Here is an 18,572-nt window from a genome sequence, read left to right on the forward strand (position 1 = left end):
AACGGCGGCATTTCGTCCCGGTAGCAGCGTGTTTCATCGTCGAGACTGGTTCTTTAGGGGCAGCTGGCCTATTTTACTGGAACAGCCATGTATTCGGCCGGGCGGGCCGTGGATTGGCGGAGGGCTCTTTTGGCAATGACGACACTCGAAGCAGTGGAAGCGGGCAGTTCGCGCCCCGTGGCCGCGGCGTCGGACGCGCATATGGAACATCACCGGGCGGCGCTGACGATCGCGCGGCGCTATATGGGCGATGTCGCATGGGGCACGGTGGCCACCTCGCTGGGCTCGCTCGCCGCGCTGGGGCTTTCGACCTATGCCGCGCTTGCCGGCTGGTGGCCCTATTGGGCGGCGATGCTGGCCAATGGCTATCTGCTGCTGATGCAGTTCATGGCGGTTCACGAAGGGCTTCACCGCGCGATCGGCGGGGACGACCCGCGCTGGAAATGGCTGAGCCCGGCGCTCGCCTGGATTGGCGGTATCGCCACGCTCATTCCCTATCGCGGCTATGACACGATGCATATGGTGCATCACCGCTATACGAATGATTTCGAGCGCGACCCCGATACGTGGTGCTCGGGCCGCAACCCGCTGCTGCTTATCCTGCGCTTCTTCACCCAGACGCCGCATTACATCTATCTGATGACGAAGTTCGGTTTCTGGAAGGACCCCAAGGAGCGGACCGGCTACTGGATCGCGGCGGCGCATCACATCACGGCGTGGTCGCTGGTCGCCGCCGGGTTCTGGTTCGGCTATTGGCGCGAGATCCTGATGCTGTGGATCGTGCCGACCTTTCTCAATGTCGCGTTTATCGGGCTGATCTTCAATTACCTGCCGCACCATCCGCATGTGTCGCGCGAGCGCTATACCGATACCGCCGTCTTCCTGCTGCCCCGGCCCATTCACCGGCTGGTGACGGCGCTGGACATGTTCCAGACCTACCACCTGATCCATCATCTCTTCCCGCGCATTCCGTTTTACCGGATCGGTCGGGCCTTCGACGAGATGCGGCCCATTCTGGAAGCCGAGGGCGCGCCGATCCACGACTGGAGCGACGCCTGGAGCCGGACGCGGAAGCGGGCCCGGGCCTGACGCGGACCGGGCGCGGACCCGACGTGGAATCGGGGTGGCGGACAGGCATGTGCCGCCGGTGCTCCGGACGCGGGGCTGGCGTAGCGGGGCGGGCCTTTCGAGTCCGCAATTATATACTTGACGAAAGTGACATGACGACTCACATCCCCACAGACAGGACAGCGCTAGAAGTAGAGGAAGAGGGCAGGGAAGGTGTGACCGTAACGCCGGAGATGGTGGAGGCTGGCGCAGAGGTTATTTGGCGGGAGCTTGGTGACATCATTCCGTATCGGAATTCTTTTGGCCGAGACTTGGCATTGTGGGTTTTTCAGGCCATGAGCCGGGCCGTCCATCCATGAAGATTGATACCTCTTTCGCATACTCTGAAAGGGTGTCCGCGTAAGCCTCGTACCACTTGAAGTGCCGAACCACGTCCTTGTCTTTTAGTTTCATCGCTCGCGGGTTGCCGTAAAAATAAAATGGAGCGATCTCAAGCCCGTCGTATCCGGCAGCCATAGAGCACGGAGCATGGATGGCGTCGTTCCGTTGATCTGCTAGGGAGTTAGCTTTGTTGATGAGCCAGGTTAGGCCCTCGCCGACATATTCTGGATGTTCCCAATATTCCGACTTTGCATTGACCGCTGCTCGCAGCATTTCGCGTTGAGCGCGATCATTATTGGTTGAGTACCAAATGGCATACGCCACGCTATTGTCCATGCCTGTGACGCAGGCGAATAGAAAAGCCAGCTGCTCTTGCAGGTTGTTCCAAGAATGCGCTACACGCCCGAGAGCATTGACGTATTCGTTGTAAGTCGCCTCAATTTCTTCCTTTAGGAATTGCGGAATTTTGACCATGTGGAGCCTCGTGAGCTGATGGGCAAGGAAGATCAAAAATATTCAGAGGAAGAAGCGGCTAAGCGGCGCGACGATGCATTGCGGCGCGCGCTATCGACTCCCCCCAAACCAAAAAAGACTGACTCGGACGGGAGCAAAAAGAAAGACGGCTCTAAAAAGGAGAAGCCCGCCAAATAGGCGGGCTTTCTGATTCATGGTGCGGGAAAATCCTTATTTGCCGGAAGCTCTTAAGTCTCGCCTCGAAGATGATTGGCGTCGTATTCAAAATATTCCATTGAAAGGACGCTGTTCTTTCCGACGTAAATTGGTGATCCGCGCAAAACGCCTCTGTCTGCTAAGCAAACACAAATTGGATCGTTGCCAAGTATGGCAACGACTGGGCCGCCTGCTCTGAAATAGTCGGGCGCGGGTTGTCCGACTTCAACGTCATAGCGCACACCGTTGTGCTTAAACGAGAGCCGAAAGATGCGCCGTTCTGGCAGTGGCAGGCTGTTGAACTTGGCGATGGCTTCTAGAACAACATCTGCTTCCGCATCCGATTGCGCGGCAGGAATAAAGAATTTCATTTTTTGGCCCTCGGGTTGAAGTGCCGTTTCTTCCGAACGCGGAAGGGAGCCTTCTTCTTAGGCTTAGGCGGATTTGAGACTAGTTTGATGATAGACGAGCCGCTTGCCTTCCGCGCCCTTTAGCGCGAGGTCGGCCCGCTCCCTGTCGCTCACCTTTCGATAGGTGTAGCGGAAGTCAAACTCGCTCAGGTAGCGATGGACGTGCTGTTCTCCGCAGTGCTGGTAAACACCGTTCATGCCCCGTTTGAAGATCGAGAAGAAGCCTTCAACGGTATTTGTGGTGATGAAGCCCTTGGCGTATTCGTTCTTGGCATGGTTCACCGCGTAGTGACCGCGCAGCTTCTTACCGGGCTGGCGGTAGTGTCCCGCCTCGTCGGTCATAAGGAAGCTGTCGGGGTGAACTTGACGATTGATGAGCGCGCCTATGGTGCCGGAGTGAAGGCGATCCACAACGGTAGAGCGGGCCGCGCCATCACGTTCAACGAAGGTCACGATCTTGGATTTGTCGCCAAGGCCACGCTTTTTGCGCCAGCCCTTGTCATTGATGAACTCGTCGCCAGAGTTGCCATAGAAGGTTTCGTCAGCCTCAACGATCTTGCCCTTGCCGCCGATAGGGTCGGGGCTGTCATTGCGCATGGCTTCCCTGATCCGGTGGGCCATGAACCACGCGGATTTATAGGTGATGCCGAGCATCCGATGCAGTTGATGTGCGCTAATGCCCTTCTTGCTGGATGCCATGAGATGAAAGGCGAGAAGCCACTTGTTCAGCGGGATTTTGGAGCGCTCGAAAATGGTCCCGATGGTGACTGTGAACTGCTTCTTGCACCCGTTGCAGTAGTAGAGGCCCGGACGGTGGGACTTACCCCTGACCGGGCTTGTGTTCTCTGTCTCTCCACAGTGGGGGCAAAAGCGGCCTTCGGCCCAGCGGATAGACTCAAGGTGTTCCCGCGCCTTGGCTGAGTCCTGAAAGATGGGGTTAAGAAGGTCGGTCATGTCTGTATTCCTAAGCTGTTGAAACCAACTTAGGAATCACCGCCACTTGCGTCAAGTATATAATTGCGTTTCGAGTCGGCTCCGTTTTCGAGAACGTCACGCGAACTTGTTCTGAAAATTCCTTATAAAACAATGGCTTGAAAATACCATTGTCATTGAGAACAAAATAAGTACATTAACTGAAATTGCGCGGGACAATTCGGTATGAAATAAGGGGTGCAGGTCCATGTCCAAGAATGTTGTAGACCTCGTGGCAAAAGACGATTCAGAGAAGAAGAAGGCGCTCGATGCGGCTCTAAGCCAGATCGAGCGCAATTTCGGCAAGGGTTCCATCATGCGGCTCGGCAAGAACGAGCAGGTGGTGGAGATCGAATCCATTTCCACGGGCTCGCTCGGCCTCGACATTGCGCTCGGGATCGGCGGTCTGCCGCGCGGTCGCGTGATCGAGATCTACGGGCCTGAAAGCTCCGGCAAGACGACCATGGCGCTGCATACGGTGGCCGAAGCCCAGAAGAAGGGCGGCGTCTGCGCCTTCGTCGATGCCGAACATGCGCTGGACCCGGTCTATGCCCGCAAGCTGGGCGTGCATCTCGACGACCTTCTGATTTCGCAGCCCGATACGGGCGAGCAGGCGCTGGAAATCGCCGACACGCTGGTGCGCTCCGGCGCGGTGGACGTGCTGGTGGTGGACTCCGTCGCCGCGCTGACGCCCAAGGCCGAACTCGAAGGCGAAATGGGCGACTCGCTGCCCGGCCTGCAGGCCCGGCTGATGAGCCAGGCGCTCCGAAAGCTCACCGGCTCGATCTCCAAGTCCAACACCATGGTGATCTTCATCAACCAGATCCGCATGAAGATCGGTGTGATGTTCGGCAGCCCGGAGACGACGACCGGCGGCAATGCGTTGAAATTCTACGCCTCCGTCCGTCTCGACATTCGCCGCATCGGCGCGATCAAGGATCGCGACGAGGTGGTGGGCAACCAGACCCGCATCAAGGTGGTCAAGAACAAGGTCGCGCCGCCCTTCAAGCAGGTCGAATTCGACATCATGTATGGCGAGGGCGTGTCCAAGACGGGCGAGCTGATCGATCTTGGCGTGAAGGCCGGGATCGTGGAGAAATCCGGCTCGTGGTTCTCCTATAATTCCCAGCGCATCGGGCAGGGCCGGGAGAATGTGAAGAAATTCCTGAAGGAAAATCCGGATATGGCCGACGAGATCGAAGCGGCGATCCGTCAGAATGCGGGTATCATTGCCGAGAAGATCATGGATGTCGGGCCGGATACGGACGACGATGACGATCTGGACGATGCCGCAGGCCTGGAGGCCAACGGCTAGGCGACGGGCCGTCTTCGGCAAGTCCCATGAACAGAGCGGCGCCGGAGCTTCGGCGCCGCTTTTTTCGTCTATTTCGTTTCTATTTCACCTTTGGGGCCTTTGCTGGACAGCGCTGAGGGCGACAGGTAAAAGCGTGGGCCCTATATTGCCTTTAGAGAGAGGCAGTTAGCCCGTAGCGGGCGCAGCGAAGCGTATAATTTGCGAGACCCATTCCCATGTCCGGCCTAAACGAGATCAGAACCAGGTTTCTCGACTATTTCGCGTCGAAGGAGCACGAGATCGTGCCCTCCGCCTCGCTTGTGCCGAACAACGATCCGACGCTGCTCTTCACCAATGCGGGCATGGTGCCCTTCAAGAACGTCTTCACGGGGCAGGAGACGCGGCCCTATAGCCGCGCCACCAGCTCGCAGAAATGCGTGCGCGCGGGCGGCAAGCATAACGATCTCGACAATGTGGGCTATACGGCGCGCCACCACACCTTCTTCGAGATGCTCGGCAATTTCTCCTTCGGCGACTACTTCAAGGCCGAAGCCATCGAATTCGCCTGGGAGCTGGTGACGAAGGAATTCGGCCTGCCGAAGGACAAGCTCCTCGCGACCGTCTATTCGGAAGACGATGAGGCGTTCGAGCTGTGGAAGAAGATCGCCGGTCTTTCCGACAGCAAGATCATCCGCATTCCGACATCGGACAATTTCTGGCAGATGGGCGATACCGGCCCCTGCGGTCCCTGCTCGGAAATCTTCTACGATCATGGCGACCATATTCCCGGCGGCCCGCCCGGCAGCCCGGATGAGGATGGCGACCGTTTCATCGAGATCTGGAATCTCGTCTTCATGCAGTTCGACCAGCAGGGCGACGGCGAGCGGCTCAACCTGCCGCGGCCGTCCATCGATACCGGCATGGGGCTTGAGCGGATCGCGGCCGTGCTGCAGGGCACGCATGACAATTACGCGACCGACCTGATGCGCGCGTTGATCGAGGCGTCGGCCCATGCAGCCAATTCCGACCCGGAAGGCCCGCATGGGGTGAGTCATCGCGTGATCGCCGACCATCTGCGCTCCTGTTCCTTCTTGATCGCCGATGGCGTGATGCCGTCGAATGAGGGGCGTGGCTATGTGCTTCGCCGCATCATGCGCCGCGCCATGCGCCATGCGCAGATTGTGGGCGTGAGCGAGCCGCTGATGTGGCGTCTCGTGCCGGCGCTGGTGCAGCAGATGGGCGCGGCCTATCCGGAATTGCGCCGTGCGGAAGCGCTCATTACCGAAACGCTGAAGCTGGAGGAAACGCGCTTCCGCGAGACGCTGGCGCGCGGGCTGAAGCTGCTCGACGAGGAAGTGGAGAGCCAGGCGGCGAAGGGCGTGCTGCCCGGCGAGGTGGCCTTCAAGCTCTACGATACATACGGCTTTCCGGTCGACCTCACCCAGGATGCGCTGCGCGCCAAGGGAATGACGGTCGATATGGACGGGTTCGACGCCGCCATGCAGCGCCAGCGCGAAGACGCGCGTAAAGCCTGGGCGGGATCGGGCGAGCAGGCGACGGAGACGCTCTGGTTCGAGCTGCGCGACCGCGTGGGCGCGACCGAGTTTCTCGGCTACGAGACCGATGACGGCGAAGGCAAGATCGTCTCCATCATCATGAACGGGCAGGAGGTGGATGAAATCTCCGCCGGGGCGAGCGCGCAGATCGTTACCAACCAGACGCCTTTCTATGGCGAGTCCGGCGGTCAAGTCGGCGATACAGGCGTCATCTTCACGCCCAAGGGTGCGGAGTTCCCTGTCAGTGATACGCAAAAGAAGCTCGGTGCGCTGCATGTGCATGTGGGCGAGCTGACGCGCGGCACGCTGAAGGTCGGCGATGTGGTGGAAATGAAGGTCGATACGGCGCGGCGCGATGCGACGCGCGCGAACCACTCCGCGACGCATCTGCTGCATGAGGCGCTGCGCCGCGTGCTGGGTGATCACGTGACGCAGAAGGGCTCGCTTGTCATGCCGGACCGGCTGCGCTTCGACTTCAGCCACCCCAAGCCGATGACGCAGGAGGAGATCGGCCAGGTCGAGGAAATCGTGAACCGTATCGTGCGGCAGAACTCCGATGTCAGCACACGGATCATGACGCCGGACAAGGCGATCGAGGCGGGTGCGCTGGCGCTTTTCGGCGAGAAATACGGCGATGAAGTGCGCGTCCTCTCCATGGGGCTCGACGACGAAAAGGCGAACGGGGTCTACTCCGTCGAACTTTGCGGCGGCACCCATGTGCGCCGGCTTGGCGATATTGCGATCTTCAAGATCGTGGGCGAAAGCGCGGTGGCCTCCGGCGTGCGCCGTATCGAGGCGCTGACGGGCGAGGGCGCGCGGCGCTATCTGGCCGATCAGGAACGCATCGCGCGCGAGGCGGCGGGCGCGCTGAAAACGACGGTGGACGACCTGCCGGCGCGGGTGCATTCGCTGGTGGAAGAGCGGCGGCGCCTGGAGCGCGAGCTGGCGGACGCCAAGAAGAAGCTGGCTCTTTCGGGCGGCGGCGCCGGTGGCGGCGAGCGCCCGGCCGTGAAGGAAGTCAATGGCGTGAAACTGCTGGCGCGGCGCCTCGACGGGGTGAACCCGAAGGATCTGCGCGGGCTTGTCGATGAAGGCAAGAACCAGCTTGGCTCTGGCATCATTGCCTATGTGGCCGTGTCGGAAGACGGCAAGGTGGGCATCGCCGTCGGCGTGACGGACGATCTCACCGAGAGATACAATGCGGTCGACCTCGTGAAGACGGGCGCTGCGGCGCTTGGCGGCAAGGGCGGCGGCGGGCGGCCCGACATGGCGCAAGCCGGCGGGCCCGATGCAAGCAAGGCGGATGCGGCGCTCGACGCCGTCAGCGCCGCTGTCGGCGAGTTGGCGGGTGCCGCCTGAGCCGGGGCATACGCCCCCCGGGACCTCCGGCGGGGCGGATGATGGCAGGGAGCCTGCTCCCGGTCTCCTGAAACGATTGCGCAGCCGCCTCTACGTCATTCTGGAGGCGGGTCGTACAAGCGACTGGCCGAGCCAGGTCTTCGACTTTTTCATGGTGTCGCTGATCCTGGCGAATGCCGCGGCCTTCGCGCTGGAGACGGTGGACTCCCTCGCCGCGGCCTATGGCCCGTTCTTCGCGATCTTCAACATCGTTTCGGTTCTGATTTTCACGATCGAATATGCGGCGCGCATATGGGTCTGCGTGGAACATAGCGAGGATGAGGGCATACCCTCGTGGCGCATCCGGCTGCAATTTGCGCGGACCTGGCCGATGCTGATCGATCTCGCGGTCGTTCTGCCGTTTTGGCTGGGGATCTTCGTTCCGCTGGATCTGCGCATCCTGCGTGTTTTCCGGCTGATCCGGTTCCTCAAGCTCGGGCGCTATTCGCCTGCGCTCTCTTCGCTGGCCCGTGTCCTCTACAATGAACGCCACGCCATTACGGGCGCGCTCATCATCATGGGCGGTTTGCTGCTTTTGTCGGCGACGGTGATGTACGAGCTTGAAAAAGACGTGCAGCCGGAGGCCTTCGGCTCCGTGCCGGCGGCCATGTGGTGGGCGCTCGCCACGCTGACGACCGTCGGCTATGGCGATGTCGTGCCGGTGACGGTGCTTGGCAAGATCGCCGGCGGCATGGTGATGATCTTCGGTCTGGGCATGTTCGCGCTGCCCATCGCCATCGTGTCGGCGGGCTTTGCGCAGGAAATTCACCGGCGCGAATTCGTGGTGACCTGGGGCATGGTGGCGCGGGTGCCGCTGTTTTCGAAGTTCGACGCGCTCACCATCGCGCGGCTGGCGGAACATCTGAATGCGCGCGTGGTGGAGGCGGGCACGGTGATCGCGCGGAAGGGGGAGGAGGCGGATGCGATGTATTTCCTGCTCTCCGGCGAGGTGCAGCTCGACTTTCCCGACGGTCCGATAAAGCTGGAGGACGGCGCCTTTTTCGGCGAGATGGCGCTGCTTTATCAGCGGCGCCGGGCGGCGACGATCACGGCGCTCACGCGCTGTTCGCTGCTGACGCTGCAATCGGAAGATTTCGCGCGCTTCATGCGCGGTCACCCGGATGTGCGCAACACGGTGGCGCAGATTGCCGAGCGGCGGCTGACGGAACTCCGGCAACGCAGCGAGGCGGAGGCCGAAAGGCAGGAAGCGGAGCGCGCCCAGGAGGCGCACCCCGCTTCGGAGTAGGTTTACCTGATTTCGCGCCTGAGCCCGAAAGCTTCAATCCCCTCTATCTGTCATTGCCGGGCTAGGCCCGGCAATCCAGCGCATCATGTGCCGCAGGCACAGAACTGGATGCCCGGATCAAGTCCGGGCATGACATTGAGGAAGCGCTTACTTCTTCAGGGCTTTGGCGAGGTTTTCCGCGACCTTGTCGAGGAAACCTTCGGTGGAGAGCCAGGACTGCTCGGAGCCGACCAGCAGGGCCAGGTCCTTGGTCATGTGGCCGCTTTCCACGGTCTGCACGCAGACCTTTTCCAGCGTATGAGCGAACTCTGCCAGCGCCGGGGTGTCGTCCAGCTTGGCGCGATGGGCAAGACCGCGCGTCCAGGCAAAGATGGAGGCGATGGAGTTGGTGGAGGTCGCCTCGCCCTTCTGGTGGTTGCGATAGTGACGCGTCACCGTGCCGTGCGCGGCTTCGGCTTCCAGCGTTTCGCCATCCGGGGTCATCAGCACCGAGGTCATGAGGCCCAGCGAGCCGAAGCCCTGCGCGACCGTGTCGGACTGTACGTCGCCATCGTAGTTCTTGCAGGCCCAGACATAGCCGCCCGACCATTTGAGCGAAGACGCGACCATGTCGTCGATCAGGCGGTGCTCGTAGAGCGCGCCGACCTTTTCGAACTCGGCCTTGAATTCATTCTCATAGACCTCGGCGAAGAGATCCTTGAAGCGGCCGTCATAGGCCTTGAGGATCGTGTTCTTGGTCGAGAGATAGACGGGGTATTTGCGGGGCAGGGCGTATTTGAAGCAGGCGCGGGCGAAATCGCGGATGCTGTCGTCCAGATTGTACATGCCCATGGCGACGCCGGAACCGGGGAAGTCGAAGACTTCTTCCTCGATCGTCTCCGAGCCGTCTTCGGACACCCATTTCATCATCAGCTTGCCCTTGCCGGGCACGCGGAAGTCGGTGGCGCGATACTGGTCGCCATAGGCGTGACGGCCGATCACGATCGGCTCCGTCCAGCCGGGGACGAGGCGCGGAATGTTGCGGCAGATGATCGGCTCACGGAACACGGTGCCGCCCAGGATGTTTCGGATGGTGCCGTTGGGCGAGCGCCACATCTTCTTCAGGCCGAATTCCTCGACGCGCGCCTCATCGGGAGTGATGGTCGCGCATTTCACGCCGACGCCGTAATGCTTGATGGCCTCGGCGGAGTCGACCGTCACCTGGTCGTCCGTCTCGTCGCGGTGCTCGATCCCGAGATCGAAATATTTCAGATCGATGTCGAGATAGGGAAAGATGAGTTTGTCCTTGATCAGCTTCCATATGATCCTGGTCATCTCGTCGCCATCGAGTTCGACGACCGGATTTTTCACTTTGATCTTGGACATGGAGTTACCCTTCGAAACATAACGGACGGGGGGTCGGCGAGGACCTGCGGGGGCGGCCTTGAAACAAGACCGGGCGTGGCTCTCCTATAACACCGCTGGCGGATTGATTAAAGACAGGCGATCCCTTATTGACGCAGGCTTGTTTGATCAAAAACGCATGTCGGAGCAATGGCCGGAACGGATCGTAGAAAGTCGGGTATGACGCTGGGTGAAGAAGGCCCCGCCATTGTGCTGGTTGCGCCCCAACTTGGCGAAAATATCGGCACGGCTGCCCGCGCCATGCTCAATTTCGGGCTCACCGATCTGCGACTCGTCAGCCCCCGGGACGGATGGCCCAACAGCCGCTCGGTCGCGGCCTCGGCGGGCGCCGATATCGTCATCGACAATGTACGCGTTTTCGAGACGACGGCCGACGCGGTGGCCGATCTCGACTATGTGCTCGCCACCACGGCGCGCCCGCGCGACATGGTGAAGCTGGTCTATACGCCGGATCGCGCCGCCGCGCGGCTCAGGGAGGCCTTTGCCGGCGGGGGCAAGGCGGGCGTTCTTTTCGGGCCGGAGCGGACAGGGCTCCATAATGACGATGTGGCGCTGGCCGATGCGGTGCTGACGGTGCCGCTCAATCCGGCCTTTTCCTCGCTCAATCTTGCCCAGGCCGTGCTGCTGATGAGCTATGAGTGGCACAAGGCCGCGGACAGGACGGAGTCCGAAACGCTGGAGATGCGCGAGGGCAGGCTGGCCACCAAGGAAGAACTGCTCATGTTTTATGCGCATCTGGAGCGTGAGCTCGATGCACATGGCTTCTTCCGGACCGACGACAAGCGTCCCGGCATGGTGCGCTCGATCCGCAATCTATTCGGGCGGGCGAGCATGACCGAGCAGGAAGTGCGGACCTTCCGCGGCATCGTTGCCTCGCTGGTGCGCAAGGTGCCGAAGGGCAATGGGCCGGAAGAGGGGTGAACCCCCTGATTCTGCCGGGAAAACGCCTTCCTTAAGGCCGGACATGCCGATTGACACGGGCAGGGGCAGAGGCTAGAAGAACGCCCTTACGGGACTGGCCCAAGGCCGGTCCCCGTTTCATATGAGAATACGCACCCGAGGGCCGGATACGCTTTACGCCGGTTCCTGTCGGTCTCAGCTCCAAACGGGGATGAGGCAGAGGAGGGCGCGTTTCCTTGGTTTTTGAAAGGAAACAGCGATGTCAAAGCGCATTGCCGCCAAGCATAAACTCGACCGCCGTATGGGCGAGAACATCTGGGGTCGCTCCAAGAGCCCGGTGAACCGCCGCGATTATGGCCCCGGCCAGCACGGCCAGCGCCGCAAGGGCAAGCTCTCCGACTTCGGTGTGCAGCTCCGCGCCAAGCAGAAGCTCAAGGGTTTCTACGGCAACATCACCGAAAAGCAGTTCCGCGCCATCTACAAGGAAGCCGAGCGCCTTCGCGGCGATACGGGTGAAATCCTGATCGGCCTGCTGGAACGCCGCCTGGACGCCGTCGTCTACCGCTCCAAGTTCGTGCCGACCGTTTTCGCCGCCCGCCAGTTCGTGACCCATGGTCATGTGAAGGTGAACGGCAAGCGCGTGAACATTCCGAGCTATCGCGTCCGCGAGGGCGACGTGATCGAGGTCAAGGACGCCTCCAAGCAGATGGGTCTCGTGCTCGAAGCCATCCAGAGCCCGGAACGTGACGTGCCGGATTACATCGATGCCGACCATGACAAGCTGACCGCGAAGTTCGTGCGGACGCCGGGCTTCTCCGACGTGCCCTATGCGGTGCAGATGGAACCGAACCTCGTCATCGAATTCTATTCGCGCAGCTGATCCCAGCAGCGCGATACGCCGAATACGAAAAGGCCGCTCTTTCGAGCGGCCTTTTTTGTTTCGTCGTCATGCCCCGCTTCAGGCGGGGCATGACGGTAGGGGGGGGCAAAACAGAAAAAGGCCCCGGATTTCTCCGGGGCCTTTTCGTGTCGATGGCAGTTCGCTTATTGCTGCGCCGCTTCGGTTTCGATGCCCTTGGAGGCGAGATATTCGCGCAGTTCGCCCTGTTCGAACATTTCGCGGACGATGTCGCAGCCGCCGACGAACTCACCCTTCACATAAAGCTGCGGGATAGTCGGCCAGTCGGAGAATTCCTTGATGCCCTGGCGGATGTCCTCGTCGGCGAGCACGTTCACGCCATGGAAGGGGACGCCGAGATAGGTCAGCACCTGCACCACGGCGTTGGAAAAGCCGCATTGCGGAAAGACGGGCGTGCCTTTCATGAAGAGCACCACGTCGCTGTTATCGAGTTCGCCCTTGATGCGGTCGAAGACCGGATTGTCGCTCATCTTTTTGTCCTCTCGTCCCGCGGGCCTTGTGGGCGCCGACGGGCTATGCAGTTCAACTGTGTCGTTCAGTTTTCGGGGGCGCTGGTCTGAAGGGCGAGGGCGTGAAGCTCGTTGCCCATGCCGCCCTTGAGCGCGCCGTAAACCATCTGGTGCTGCTGTACGCGGGTCTTGCCCCTGAATGCCTCGGAGACCACGGTGGCGGCATAATGGTCGCCGTCGCCTGCCAGATCGCGGATTTCCACCACGGCGTCGGGAATGGCGTCCTTGATGAGACGTTCGATGTCAGAGGCGGTCATCGCCATGTTGCGCAGCGCTCCTTCGGCTTGGCCGAACCCTTAGAGTTCGGGGGCGGCGGCCATATAGGTCGGGAGCCAGCCTTCATGAGCGGCCTTCAGCCCCGCGACAGATATGGGTGTCCCGCCATCGAGTGTCAATTCATGGGTCCCGGTGGTGCCGACTCGCTCGGCCGGGATGCCGGCCTTTTGGGCCCGGGCGATGAGGGCGTCGGCTTCCGCCGTCGGGGCGGTCAGCACATAGCGGCCCTGATCCTCGCCAAAGGCCCATGCGTGGAGGGCCAGATCGGTTTTTGCGGTGAGTTCGGCGCCCATATTGCCGGCCATGGCCATTTCGGCGATGGCCACCAGCAGGCCGCCGTCCGACACGTCATGGACAGCAGTGACGCGGCGGGCGCGGATTTCCTCGCGCACGAAATCGCCATGGCGGCGCTCCAGCGCCAGATCGACCGGCGGCGGGGCGCTCGCATCGTCGCGGCCATCGGCCAGATCGCGATGGTAGATCGACTGGCCGAGATGGCCTTTCGTTTCGCCGAGAACGACGATCGCTTCATTGCCCGCCTTGAAGGCGATGGTGGCGCGCGCCGTGACATCGGGCAGCAGGCCGACCGCGCCGATGGCGGGTGTCGGCAGGATGCCCTTGCCGTTGGTTTCGTTGTAGAGCGAGACATTGCCGGAGACGACGGGGAAGTCGAGTTCGCGGCAGGCTTCGCCGATACCTTTAATGCAGCCCACGAACTGGCCCATGATGTCGGGCTTTTCGGGATTGCCGAAATTGAGATTGTCGGTGACGGCGAGCGGTTCCGCGCCGACGGCCGACAGGTTGCGCCAGCATTCGGCGACCGCCTGTTTGCCGCCCTCGAACGGATCGGCGGCGCAATAGCGCGGCGTCACGTCGACGGTGAAGGCGAGGCCTTTCTTTTCGGTGCCATCCACGCGCACCACCGCGGCGTCGCCGCCCGGGCCCACAGAGGTATTGCCTTGAATGAGGTGGTCGTACTGCTCCCAGACCCAGCGGCGCGAGCACATGTCGGGCAGGGCGAGCATCTTTTCGAGCGCCTTGCCGATGTCGTTGGGGGCGGGGAGGGATGACGGGTCGAGTGCCGCGGGCTTCGGGGCCGCTTCCCAGGGGCGATCATATTCCGGGGCTTCGTCGCCCAGCTCCTTGATCGGCAGGTCGGCCATGACATCGCCATGCTGGTGCACGCGGAAGCGCAGATCGTCGGTCGTGGTGCCGACAATGGCAAAGTCCAGGTCCCATTTGAGGAAGATGGCTTTCGCTTCTTCCTCCAGGGCGGGGTCGAGCACCATGAGCATACGCTCCTGGCTTTCCGACAGCATCATCTCATAGGCCGTCATGCCTTCTTCGCGGCAGGGCACGGCATCGAGGTTGAGGTCCACGCCGAGATTGCCCTTGGCGCCCATTTCGACCGCCGAGCAGGTGAGGCCGGCGGCGCCCATGTCCTGAATGGCGATGACGGCGCCCGATGCCATCAGCTCCAGACAGGCTTCCAGCAGCAGCTTTTCGGAGAAGGGGTCGCCGATCTGGACGGTGGGGCGTTTTTCCTCCGTATCCTGATCGAACTCGGCAGACGCCATGGTCGCGCCGTGAATGCCGTCGCGGCCGGTCTTCGAGCCGAGATAGACGATGGGCAGCCCCACGCCCTTGGCTTCGGAATAGAAGATCTTGTCGGCGTCCGCGAGGCCCGCCGCAAAGGCGTTGACCAGGCAGTTGCCGTTATAGGAGGGGTCGAAATTCACTTCGCCGCCCACAGTCGGCACGCCGAAGGAATTGCCGTAGCCGCCGACGCCGGCGACGACGCCCGAGACGACATGGCGGGTGCGGGGATGGTCCGGCTCGCCGAAGCGCAGGGCGTTCAGCGCCGCGATGGGACGCGCGCCCATGGTGAAGACGTCGCGCAGAATGCCGCCCACGCCCGTCGCCGCGCCCTGATGGGGCTCGATATAGGAGGGGTGGTTGTGGCTTTCCATCTTGAAGATGACAGCCTGACCGTCGCCGATGTCGACGACGCCCGCATTTTCGCCCGGGCCGCAAATGACGCGCTCGCCGGTGGTGGGTAGCGTGCGCAGCCATTTCTTGGAGGATTTATAGGAGCAGTGCTCGTTCCACATGGCCGAGAAGATGCCGAGCTCGGTGAGCGTCGGTTCGCGGCCGATGAGGTCCAGAATGCGCTGATACTCGTCCGGTTTCAGACCGTGCTCGGCGATGAGTTCCGGCGTGATTTCGATATCGTTACGGATCACGCCACAGCCTCCAGCACGCTTTCAAACAGGGCCCGGCCATCCATGCAGCCGTTCAGCTCTTCGATCATGTTTTCCGGGTGAGGCATCATGCCGAACACATTGCCGCGTTCGTTGAGGATGCCTGCGATGTCGTTGATGGAGCCGTTGGGATTGTCGCCCTTCGCATAGCGCAGGCCCACGCGGCCTTCGCCTTCGAGGCGCTCGATGGTGGCTTCATCGGCAAAGTAATTGCCCTCGCCATGGGCGACGGGGCAGCGCCAGACCTGGCCTTGCGCATATTTGCGGGTGAAGTCGGTATCCGCATTGGCGGTTTCCAGCATCACTTCGCGGCAGACGAATTTGAGATCGGCATTGCGCATCAGCACGCCGGGCAGGAGCCCCGTCTCGCAGAGGATCTGGAAACCGTTGCACACGCCCAGCACACGGACGCCGCGTTCGGCAGCTTTCGCCACGGCGGGCATGATATGCGCGCGGGCGGCGATGGCGCCGGTACGCAGATAGTCGCCATAGGAAAAGCCGCCGGGGACGACGATCAGATCCACATCGGGCAATTCATTATCGGCGTGCCAGACCGCGGCGGGACGCGTGCCGGAAATCATTTCCAGCGCATTCAGCATGTCGCGTTCGCGGTTGGAGCCGGGGAAGACGATGACGGCCGATTTCATGCTTACTTCTCGTCCAGCTCGATGGCGTAATTTTCGATCACCGTATTGGCGAGCAACTGGCGGCACATCTCGTCGAGCGCGGCCTCGGCCTTCGCCTTGTCGGTTTCGGCGAGTTCGACTTCGATGAACTTGCCCTGACGCACACCCTCCACGCCGTCGAACCCGAGCGCGCCGAGCGCGTGCTGGATGGCTTTCCCTTGCGGATCGAGAACGCCGTTCTTGAGCGTGACTTTGATACGGGCCTTCATGCGGTTTTGATACCTTCCGTTGGTCCGGCATCCGCCAGGAAGCGGAAAACCGTCGATCTGTCTGTTTCGTCATGGCCCGGCTCGTCCGGGCCATCCACGCCTTGACGGCGTGACAGGAAGACGTGGATGACCCGCATAAAGCGGGTCATGACGCGACTAACCAAGCGTCATTTCACCAGCGTCGGGCCGCGGCGCTTGGGCTCGTTCTCGTAGAGAATGCCGAGGCGGCGCGCGACTTCCTGATAGGCTTCGATGAGACCGCCCATGTCGCGGCGGAAGCGGTCCTTGTCGAGCTTGTCGTTCGATTTGATGTCCCAGAGGCGGCAGCTGTCCGGGCTGATTTCGTCGGCGAGCAGAATGCGCATCATGTCGCCTTCATACTGGCGGCCGAACTCGACCTTGAAGTCCACCAGCCGGATGCCGATGCCGAGGAAGAGGCCGGTCAGGAAATCGTTGATGCGCAGTGCGAGCGCCATCATGTCGTCGATTTCCTGCGGCGAGGCCCAGCCGAAAGCGGTGATGTGCTCTTCGGAGACCATCGGGTCGTGCAGTTCGTCCGACTTGTAATAGAATTCGATGATGGAGCGGGGGAGCTGCGTGCCTTCCTCAAGGCCGAGGCGCTTTGCGAGCGAACCCGCCGCCACGTTGCGCACCACCACTTCAATCGGAATGATCTCGACTTCGCGGATCAGCTGCTCGCGCATATTGATCGAGCGAATGAAATGGGTGGGGACGCCGATCTCGTTCAGCCGCGTGAAGACGAACTCCGAGATGCGGTTGTTCAGGACACCCTTGCCCTCGATGACGGCATGTTTCGTCGCGTCGAAGGCGGTGGTGTCGTCCTTGAAATGCTGGACGAGCGTGCCCGGTTCCGGGCCTTCGTAAAGGACTTTGGCCTTGCCTTCGTAAACGCGTCTGCGCCGGCTCATATTGTTGAATCCATTCGGTTGGCGCCCCTCGGGCTCATGGGCCTTGAGGGCGAGATGCGGGGCAGGTCTCTCGATCCGGGCCGCCGGGCCCCGGGAAAAAGGGTCCTTCGGAATCGCCCTTTCGGCAGGCGCAAATTAGCGCAAGGCAGGGGGGGATACAATCGGCGCCTTTCGCGGCTGCGTAAAACCTTGTTCCCGGATAAAAAACCTTTCAGAACAAGATGTTATATCTGGTGGTAGGTGGCCGGGTTCAAGGGGCGGCCCGGCTCGTCTGGTATCGGCGGGCATCCGTGCCTATGTCCAGTAATGCGAGCGGGAAATCTGGCCGGATCGGCCGGTCAGTGGCACCCGAGAGATGGAGCAGCGTCCACATGTCCAATATCGACAAGCGTGGTGAAGCCTATGAGAACAAATTCGCCCATGACGAGGAAACGCGCTTCAAGGCCACGGCCCGGCGCAACAAGCTGCTGGGGCTCTGGGCGGCGGAGCTGATGGGGATCACCGGCCCCGAGGCGGAGGCTTATGCGCAGGAGGTGGTGGCTGCCGATTTCGAGGAAGCGGGCGAGGAAGACGTGTTCCGCAAGGTGCGCCGTGACTTGGACGAGAGGGGCGTCGAGCAATCCGACCACCAGATCCGCCGGACCATGGCGGAACTGATGGAAGAGGCGATCCGCCAGATCACGAGCTGAATTGAAGGTCGCGCATATCGGCCCGGCCTTCGGTCGCGGCCGATATCAGCGTCGAGGCGAAGCTGTGGGCGGCGGTCTCCCGGGCCATTTTCTCGGTGAGGCCTTCAATCGCATTGGCCGGCGTTTCGCGCATGCGGTGCATGGCCGTCCATGACACCGCTTCCAGCGCGATGCGGGCGGCCAGCTTGAGGTCGGGCCCCGGCTTGCCGCGCCGGCCGACGATTTTCAGCGCGACGGCCGCCAGATCGTCGCGGAAGTCGCCGCGCATGGCCGCCGCCTGGAGGGCGTCGATTTCCGGTATTTCCTGGGCGAGGCGGTTCATGAGCCAGACGGCGCGGCGGACTTCATGCAGCAGGTCGTAAAACTCTCCGCCGATCGCTTGCAGGTCCGCGGCGCCGGGCTTTGCGCCCTTGCCGAGGGCGGCGACGAGGGAGGGGAGCCTCACGACTTCAGCCCGCCGGGCGGCGACCAGTTTCACCGTTTCCTGCATGGAGGGCGCGCGTAGCGGCAGGGTGAGGGTATCCAGCGGTCGCTCGCAGACGCGCAGAATGGCGAGGTGGAGCAGGGCTTCCTTGCCGGTCACGTAGAGATAGAGGGTGCCGACGGAAACGCCCGCCGCTTTCGCGATATCGGCCATCTGGGCGCGGCGAAAGCCCAGCTCCGTGAAGCAGTCCACGGCGCCCTCGGCGATCTGTTCCAGACGTTTTTCGCTCTTTTTCCGCATCCCGCTCTCAATCGGAAATCATTGCCTTCCCGTGCAGGGTATAATATATGAATGAATGGTTCATTATAAAAA

The 18,572-nt window shown here is 61.7% G+C and carries 19 protein-coding genes; 8 read left to right on the forward strand and 11 right to left on the reverse strand.

From position 1 onward, the window contains the following. Positions 1 to 135: 135 nt before the first annotated feature. A complete protein-coding gene (locus ACSSVQ_RS16705) occupies positions 136 to 1,089 on the forward strand; it encodes a fatty acid desaturase family protein (RefSeq protein WP_454184434.1) in 954 nt (317 codons plus the stop codon). Between the two features lie 258 nt (positions 1,090 to 1,347). On the opposite strand, the gene ACSSVQ_RS16710 is transcribed toward ACSSVQ_RS16705, so the two are convergent. After that, positions 1,348 to 1,923 carry a hypothetical protein gene (locus tag ACSSVQ_RS16710; protein ID WP_454184435.1) on the reverse strand — a complete coding sequence of 192 codons (576 nt, stop codon included), beginning with the start codon at positions 1,921 to 1,923 and terminating at the stop codon, positions 1,348 to 1,350. A gap of 18 nt (positions 1,924 to 1,941) precedes the next feature. Here ACSSVQ_RS16710 and ACSSVQ_RS16715 point away from each other — a divergent pair, with 18 nt between their 5' ends. After that, the gene (locus ACSSVQ_RS16715; protein ID WP_454184436.1) at positions 1,942 to 2,100 is read left to right on the forward strand and encodes a hypothetical protein; all 159 of its coding nucleotides are present in this window, start codon (positions 1,942 to 1,944) and stop codon (positions 2,098 to 2,100) included. Between the two features lie 50 nt (positions 2,101 to 2,150). Here the strand turns inward: ACSSVQ_RS16715 and ACSSVQ_RS16720 are convergent, their stop codons facing one another. Both ACSSVQ_RS16720 and ACSSVQ_RS16725 read right to left on the reverse strand, forming a co-directional pair. Beyond that, positions 2,151 to 2,489 carry a hypothetical protein gene (locus ACSSVQ_RS16720; protein ID WP_454184437.1) on the reverse strand — a complete coding sequence of 113 codons (339 nt, stop codon included), beginning with the start codon at positions 2,487 to 2,489 and terminating at the stop codon, positions 2,151 to 2,153. Positions 2,490 to 2,552: 63 nt separating this feature from the next. Further along, positions 2,553 to 3,482, reverse strand: coding sequence for an IS1595 family transposase (locus ACSSVQ_RS16725; RefSeq protein ID WP_454184438.1), 930 nt, complete (start codon positions 3,480 to 3,482; stop codon positions 2,553 to 2,555). A 226-nt stretch (positions 3,483 to 3,708) separates the two neighbouring features. Here ACSSVQ_RS16725 and recA point away from each other — a divergent pair, with 226 nt between their 5' ends. From recA to ACSSVQ_RS16740, 3 genes are all read left to right on the forward strand, one after another. Next, positions 3,709 to 4,815: a recombinase RecA gene (recA, locus tag ACSSVQ_RS16730; RefSeq protein WP_293324759.1), complete on the forward strand. Its 1,107-nt coding sequence runs from the start codon at positions 3,709 to 3,711 to the stop codon at positions 4,813 to 4,815. A gap of 215 nt (positions 4,816 to 5,030) precedes the next feature. Beyond that, the gene (gene alaS, locus ACSSVQ_RS16735) at positions 5,031 to 7,709 is read left to right on the forward strand and encodes an alanine--tRNA ligase (protein WP_454184439.1); all 2,679 of its coding nucleotides are present in this window, start codon (positions 5,031 to 5,033) and stop codon (positions 7,707 to 7,709) included. 76 nt (positions 7,710 to 7,785) lie between these two features. Beyond that, positions 7,786 to 8,994 carry a cyclic nucleotide-gated ion channel gene (locus tag ACSSVQ_RS16740; RefSeq protein ID WP_454184440.1) on the forward strand — a complete coding sequence of 403 codons (1,209 nt, stop codon included), beginning with the start codon at positions 7,786 to 7,788 and terminating at the stop codon, positions 8,992 to 8,994. Positions 8,995 to 9,141: 147 nt separating this feature from the next. On the opposite strand, the gene ACSSVQ_RS16745 is transcribed toward ACSSVQ_RS16740, so the two are convergent. After that, positions 9,142 to 10,359, reverse strand: coding sequence for an NADP-dependent isocitrate dehydrogenase (locus ACSSVQ_RS16745; RefSeq protein WP_454184441.1), 1,218 nt, complete (start codon positions 10,357 to 10,359; stop codon positions 9,142 to 9,144). A 168-nt stretch (positions 10,360 to 10,527) separates the two neighbouring features. Between ACSSVQ_RS16745 and ACSSVQ_RS16750 the strand changes: the two genes are divergently transcribed. Then, the gene (locus ACSSVQ_RS16750; protein WP_454184442.1) at positions 10,528 to 11,319 is read left to right on the forward strand and encodes an RNA methyltransferase; all 792 of its coding nucleotides are present in this window, start codon (positions 10,528 to 10,530) and stop codon (positions 11,317 to 11,319) included. 238 nt (positions 11,320 to 11,557) lie between these two features. Continuing rightward, positions 11,558 to 12,178, forward strand: a complete 621-nt coding sequence (gene rpsD / locus ACSSVQ_RS16755) for a 30S ribosomal protein S4 (RefSeq protein ID WP_293324747.1) — start codon at positions 11,558 to 11,560, stop codon at positions 12,176 to 12,178. Between the two features lie 164 nt (positions 12,179 to 12,342). On the opposite strand, the gene grxD is transcribed toward rpsD, so the two are convergent. From grxD to purC, 6 genes are all read right to left on the reverse strand, one after another. Continuing rightward, on the reverse strand, positions 12,343 to 12,687 hold the full coding sequence (gene grxD, locus ACSSVQ_RS16760; protein WP_454184443.1) for a Grx4 family monothiol glutaredoxin: 345 nt from the start codon (positions 12,685 to 12,687) through the stop codon (positions 12,343 to 12,345). A gap of 65 nt (positions 12,688 to 12,752) precedes the next feature. Further along, positions 12,753 to 12,989: a BolA family protein gene (locus ACSSVQ_RS16765; protein WP_293326036.1), complete on the reverse strand. Its 237-nt coding sequence runs from the start codon at positions 12,987 to 12,989 to the stop codon at positions 12,753 to 12,755. Between the two features lie 33 nt (positions 12,990 to 13,022). Continuing rightward, on the reverse strand, positions 13,023 to 15,245 hold the full coding sequence (gene purL / locus ACSSVQ_RS16770; RefSeq protein WP_454184444.1) for a phosphoribosylformylglycinamidine synthase subunit PurL: 2,223 nt from the start codon (positions 15,243 to 15,245) through the stop codon (positions 13,023 to 13,025). Then, the gene (gene purQ, locus ACSSVQ_RS16775) at positions 15,242 to 15,910 is read right to left on the reverse strand and encodes a phosphoribosylformylglycinamidine synthase subunit PurQ (protein ID WP_454184445.1); all 669 of its coding nucleotides are present in this window, start codon (positions 15,908 to 15,910) and stop codon (positions 15,242 to 15,244) included. Before purQ ends, purL begins: the two co-directional genes overlap by 4 nt. 2 nt (positions 15,911 to 15,912) lie before the next feature. Then, positions 15,913 to 16,158 carry a phosphoribosylformylglycinamidine synthase subunit PurS gene (gene purS, locus ACSSVQ_RS16780; RefSeq protein ID WP_293326028.1) on the reverse strand — a complete coding sequence of 82 codons (246 nt, stop codon included), beginning with the start codon at positions 16,156 to 16,158 and terminating at the stop codon, positions 15,913 to 15,915. Between the two features lie 167 nt (positions 16,159 to 16,325). Continuing rightward, complete coding sequence (purC, locus tag ACSSVQ_RS16785; protein WP_293326025.1) at positions 16,326 to 17,087, reverse strand: phosphoribosylaminoimidazolesuccinocarboxamide synthase; 762 nt, start codon at positions 17,085 to 17,087, stop codon at positions 16,326 to 16,328. A gap of 371 nt (positions 17,088 to 17,458) precedes the next feature. Here purC and ACSSVQ_RS16790 point away from each other — a divergent pair, with 371 nt between their 5' ends. Beyond that, the gene (locus ACSSVQ_RS16790) at positions 17,459 to 17,776 is read left to right on the forward strand and encodes a DUF1476 domain-containing protein (RefSeq protein WP_293326022.1); all 318 of its coding nucleotides are present in this window, start codon (positions 17,459 to 17,461) and stop codon (positions 17,774 to 17,776) included. Here the strand turns inward: ACSSVQ_RS16790 and ACSSVQ_RS16795 are convergent. Further along, positions 17,766 to 18,500, reverse strand: a complete 735-nt coding sequence (locus tag ACSSVQ_RS16795) for a TetR/AcrR family transcriptional regulator (protein WP_454184446.1) — start codon at positions 18,498 to 18,500, stop codon at positions 17,766 to 17,768. The genes ACSSVQ_RS16790 and ACSSVQ_RS16795 overlap by 11 nt on opposite strands. Positions 18,501 to 18,572: the final 72 nt, after the last annotated feature.

It is taken from the genome of Parvibaculum sp. MBR-TMA-1.3b-4.2, from assembly GCF_053628815.1.

Bases quoted from the DNA above. Each gene is read 5' to 3' on its own strand.
- ACSSVQ_RS16705 (WP_454184434.1), top strand. From the start codon at position 136: ATGACGACACTCGAAGCAGTGGAAGCGGGCAGTTCGCGCCCCGTGGCC.
- ACSSVQ_RS16710 (WP_454184435.1), bottom strand. From the start codon at position 1,923: ATGGTCAAAATTCCGCAATTCCTAAAGGAAGAAATTGAGGCGACTTAC.
- ACSSVQ_RS16715 (WP_454184436.1), top strand. From the start codon at position 1,942: ATGGGCAAGGAAGATCAAAAATATTCAGAGGAAGAAGCGGCTAAGCGG.
- ACSSVQ_RS16720 (WP_454184437.1), bottom strand. From the start codon at position 2,489: ATGAAATTCTTTATTCCTGCCGCGCAATCGGATGCGGAAGCAGATGTT.
- ACSSVQ_RS16725 (WP_454184438.1), bottom strand. From the start codon at position 3,482: ATGACCGACCTTCTTAACCCCATCTTTCAGGACTCAGCCAAGGCGCGG.
- recA (WP_293324759.1), top strand. From the start codon at position 3,709: ATGTCCAAGAATGTTGTAGACCTCGTGGCAAAAGACGATTCAGAGAAG.
- alaS (WP_454184439.1), top strand. From the start codon at position 5,031: ATGTCCGGCCTAAACGAGATCAGAACCAGGTTTCTCGACTATTTCGCG.
- ACSSVQ_RS16745 (WP_454184441.1), bottom strand. From the start codon at position 10,359: ATGTCCAAGATCAAAGTGAAAAATCCGGTCGTCGAACTCGATGGCGAC.
- ACSSVQ_RS16750 (WP_454184442.1), top strand. From the start codon at position 10,528: ATGGCCGGAACGGATCGTAGAAAGTCGGGTATGACGCTGGGTGAAGAA.
- rpsD (WP_293324747.1), top strand. From the start codon at position 11,558: ATGTCAAAGCGCATTGCCGCCAAGCATAAACTCGACCGCCGTATGGGC.
- grxD (WP_454184443.1), bottom strand. From the start codon at position 12,687: ATGAGCGACAATCCGGTCTTCGACCGCATCAAGGGCGAACTCGATAAC.
- ACSSVQ_RS16765 (WP_293326036.1), bottom strand. From the start codon at position 12,989: ATGGCGATGACCGCCTCTGACATCGAACGTCTCATCAAGGACGCCATT.
- purQ (WP_454184445.1), bottom strand. From the start codon at position 15,910: ATGAAATCGGCCGTCATCGTCTTCCCCGGCTCCAACCGCGAACGCGAC.
- purS (WP_293326028.1), bottom strand. From the start codon at position 16,158: ATGAAGGCCCGTATCAAAGTCACGCTCAAGAACGGCGTTCTCGATCCG.
- purC (WP_293326025.1), bottom strand. From the start codon at position 17,087: ATGAGCCGGCGCAGACGCGTTTACGAAGGCAAGGCCAAAGTCCTTTAC.
- ACSSVQ_RS16790 (WP_293326022.1), top strand. From the start codon at position 17,459: ATGTCCAATATCGACAAGCGTGGTGAAGCCTATGAGAACAAATTCGCC.
- ACSSVQ_RS16795 (WP_454184446.1), bottom strand. From the start codon at position 18,500: ATGCGGAAAAAGAGCGAAAAACGTCTGGAACAGATCGCCGAGGGCGCC.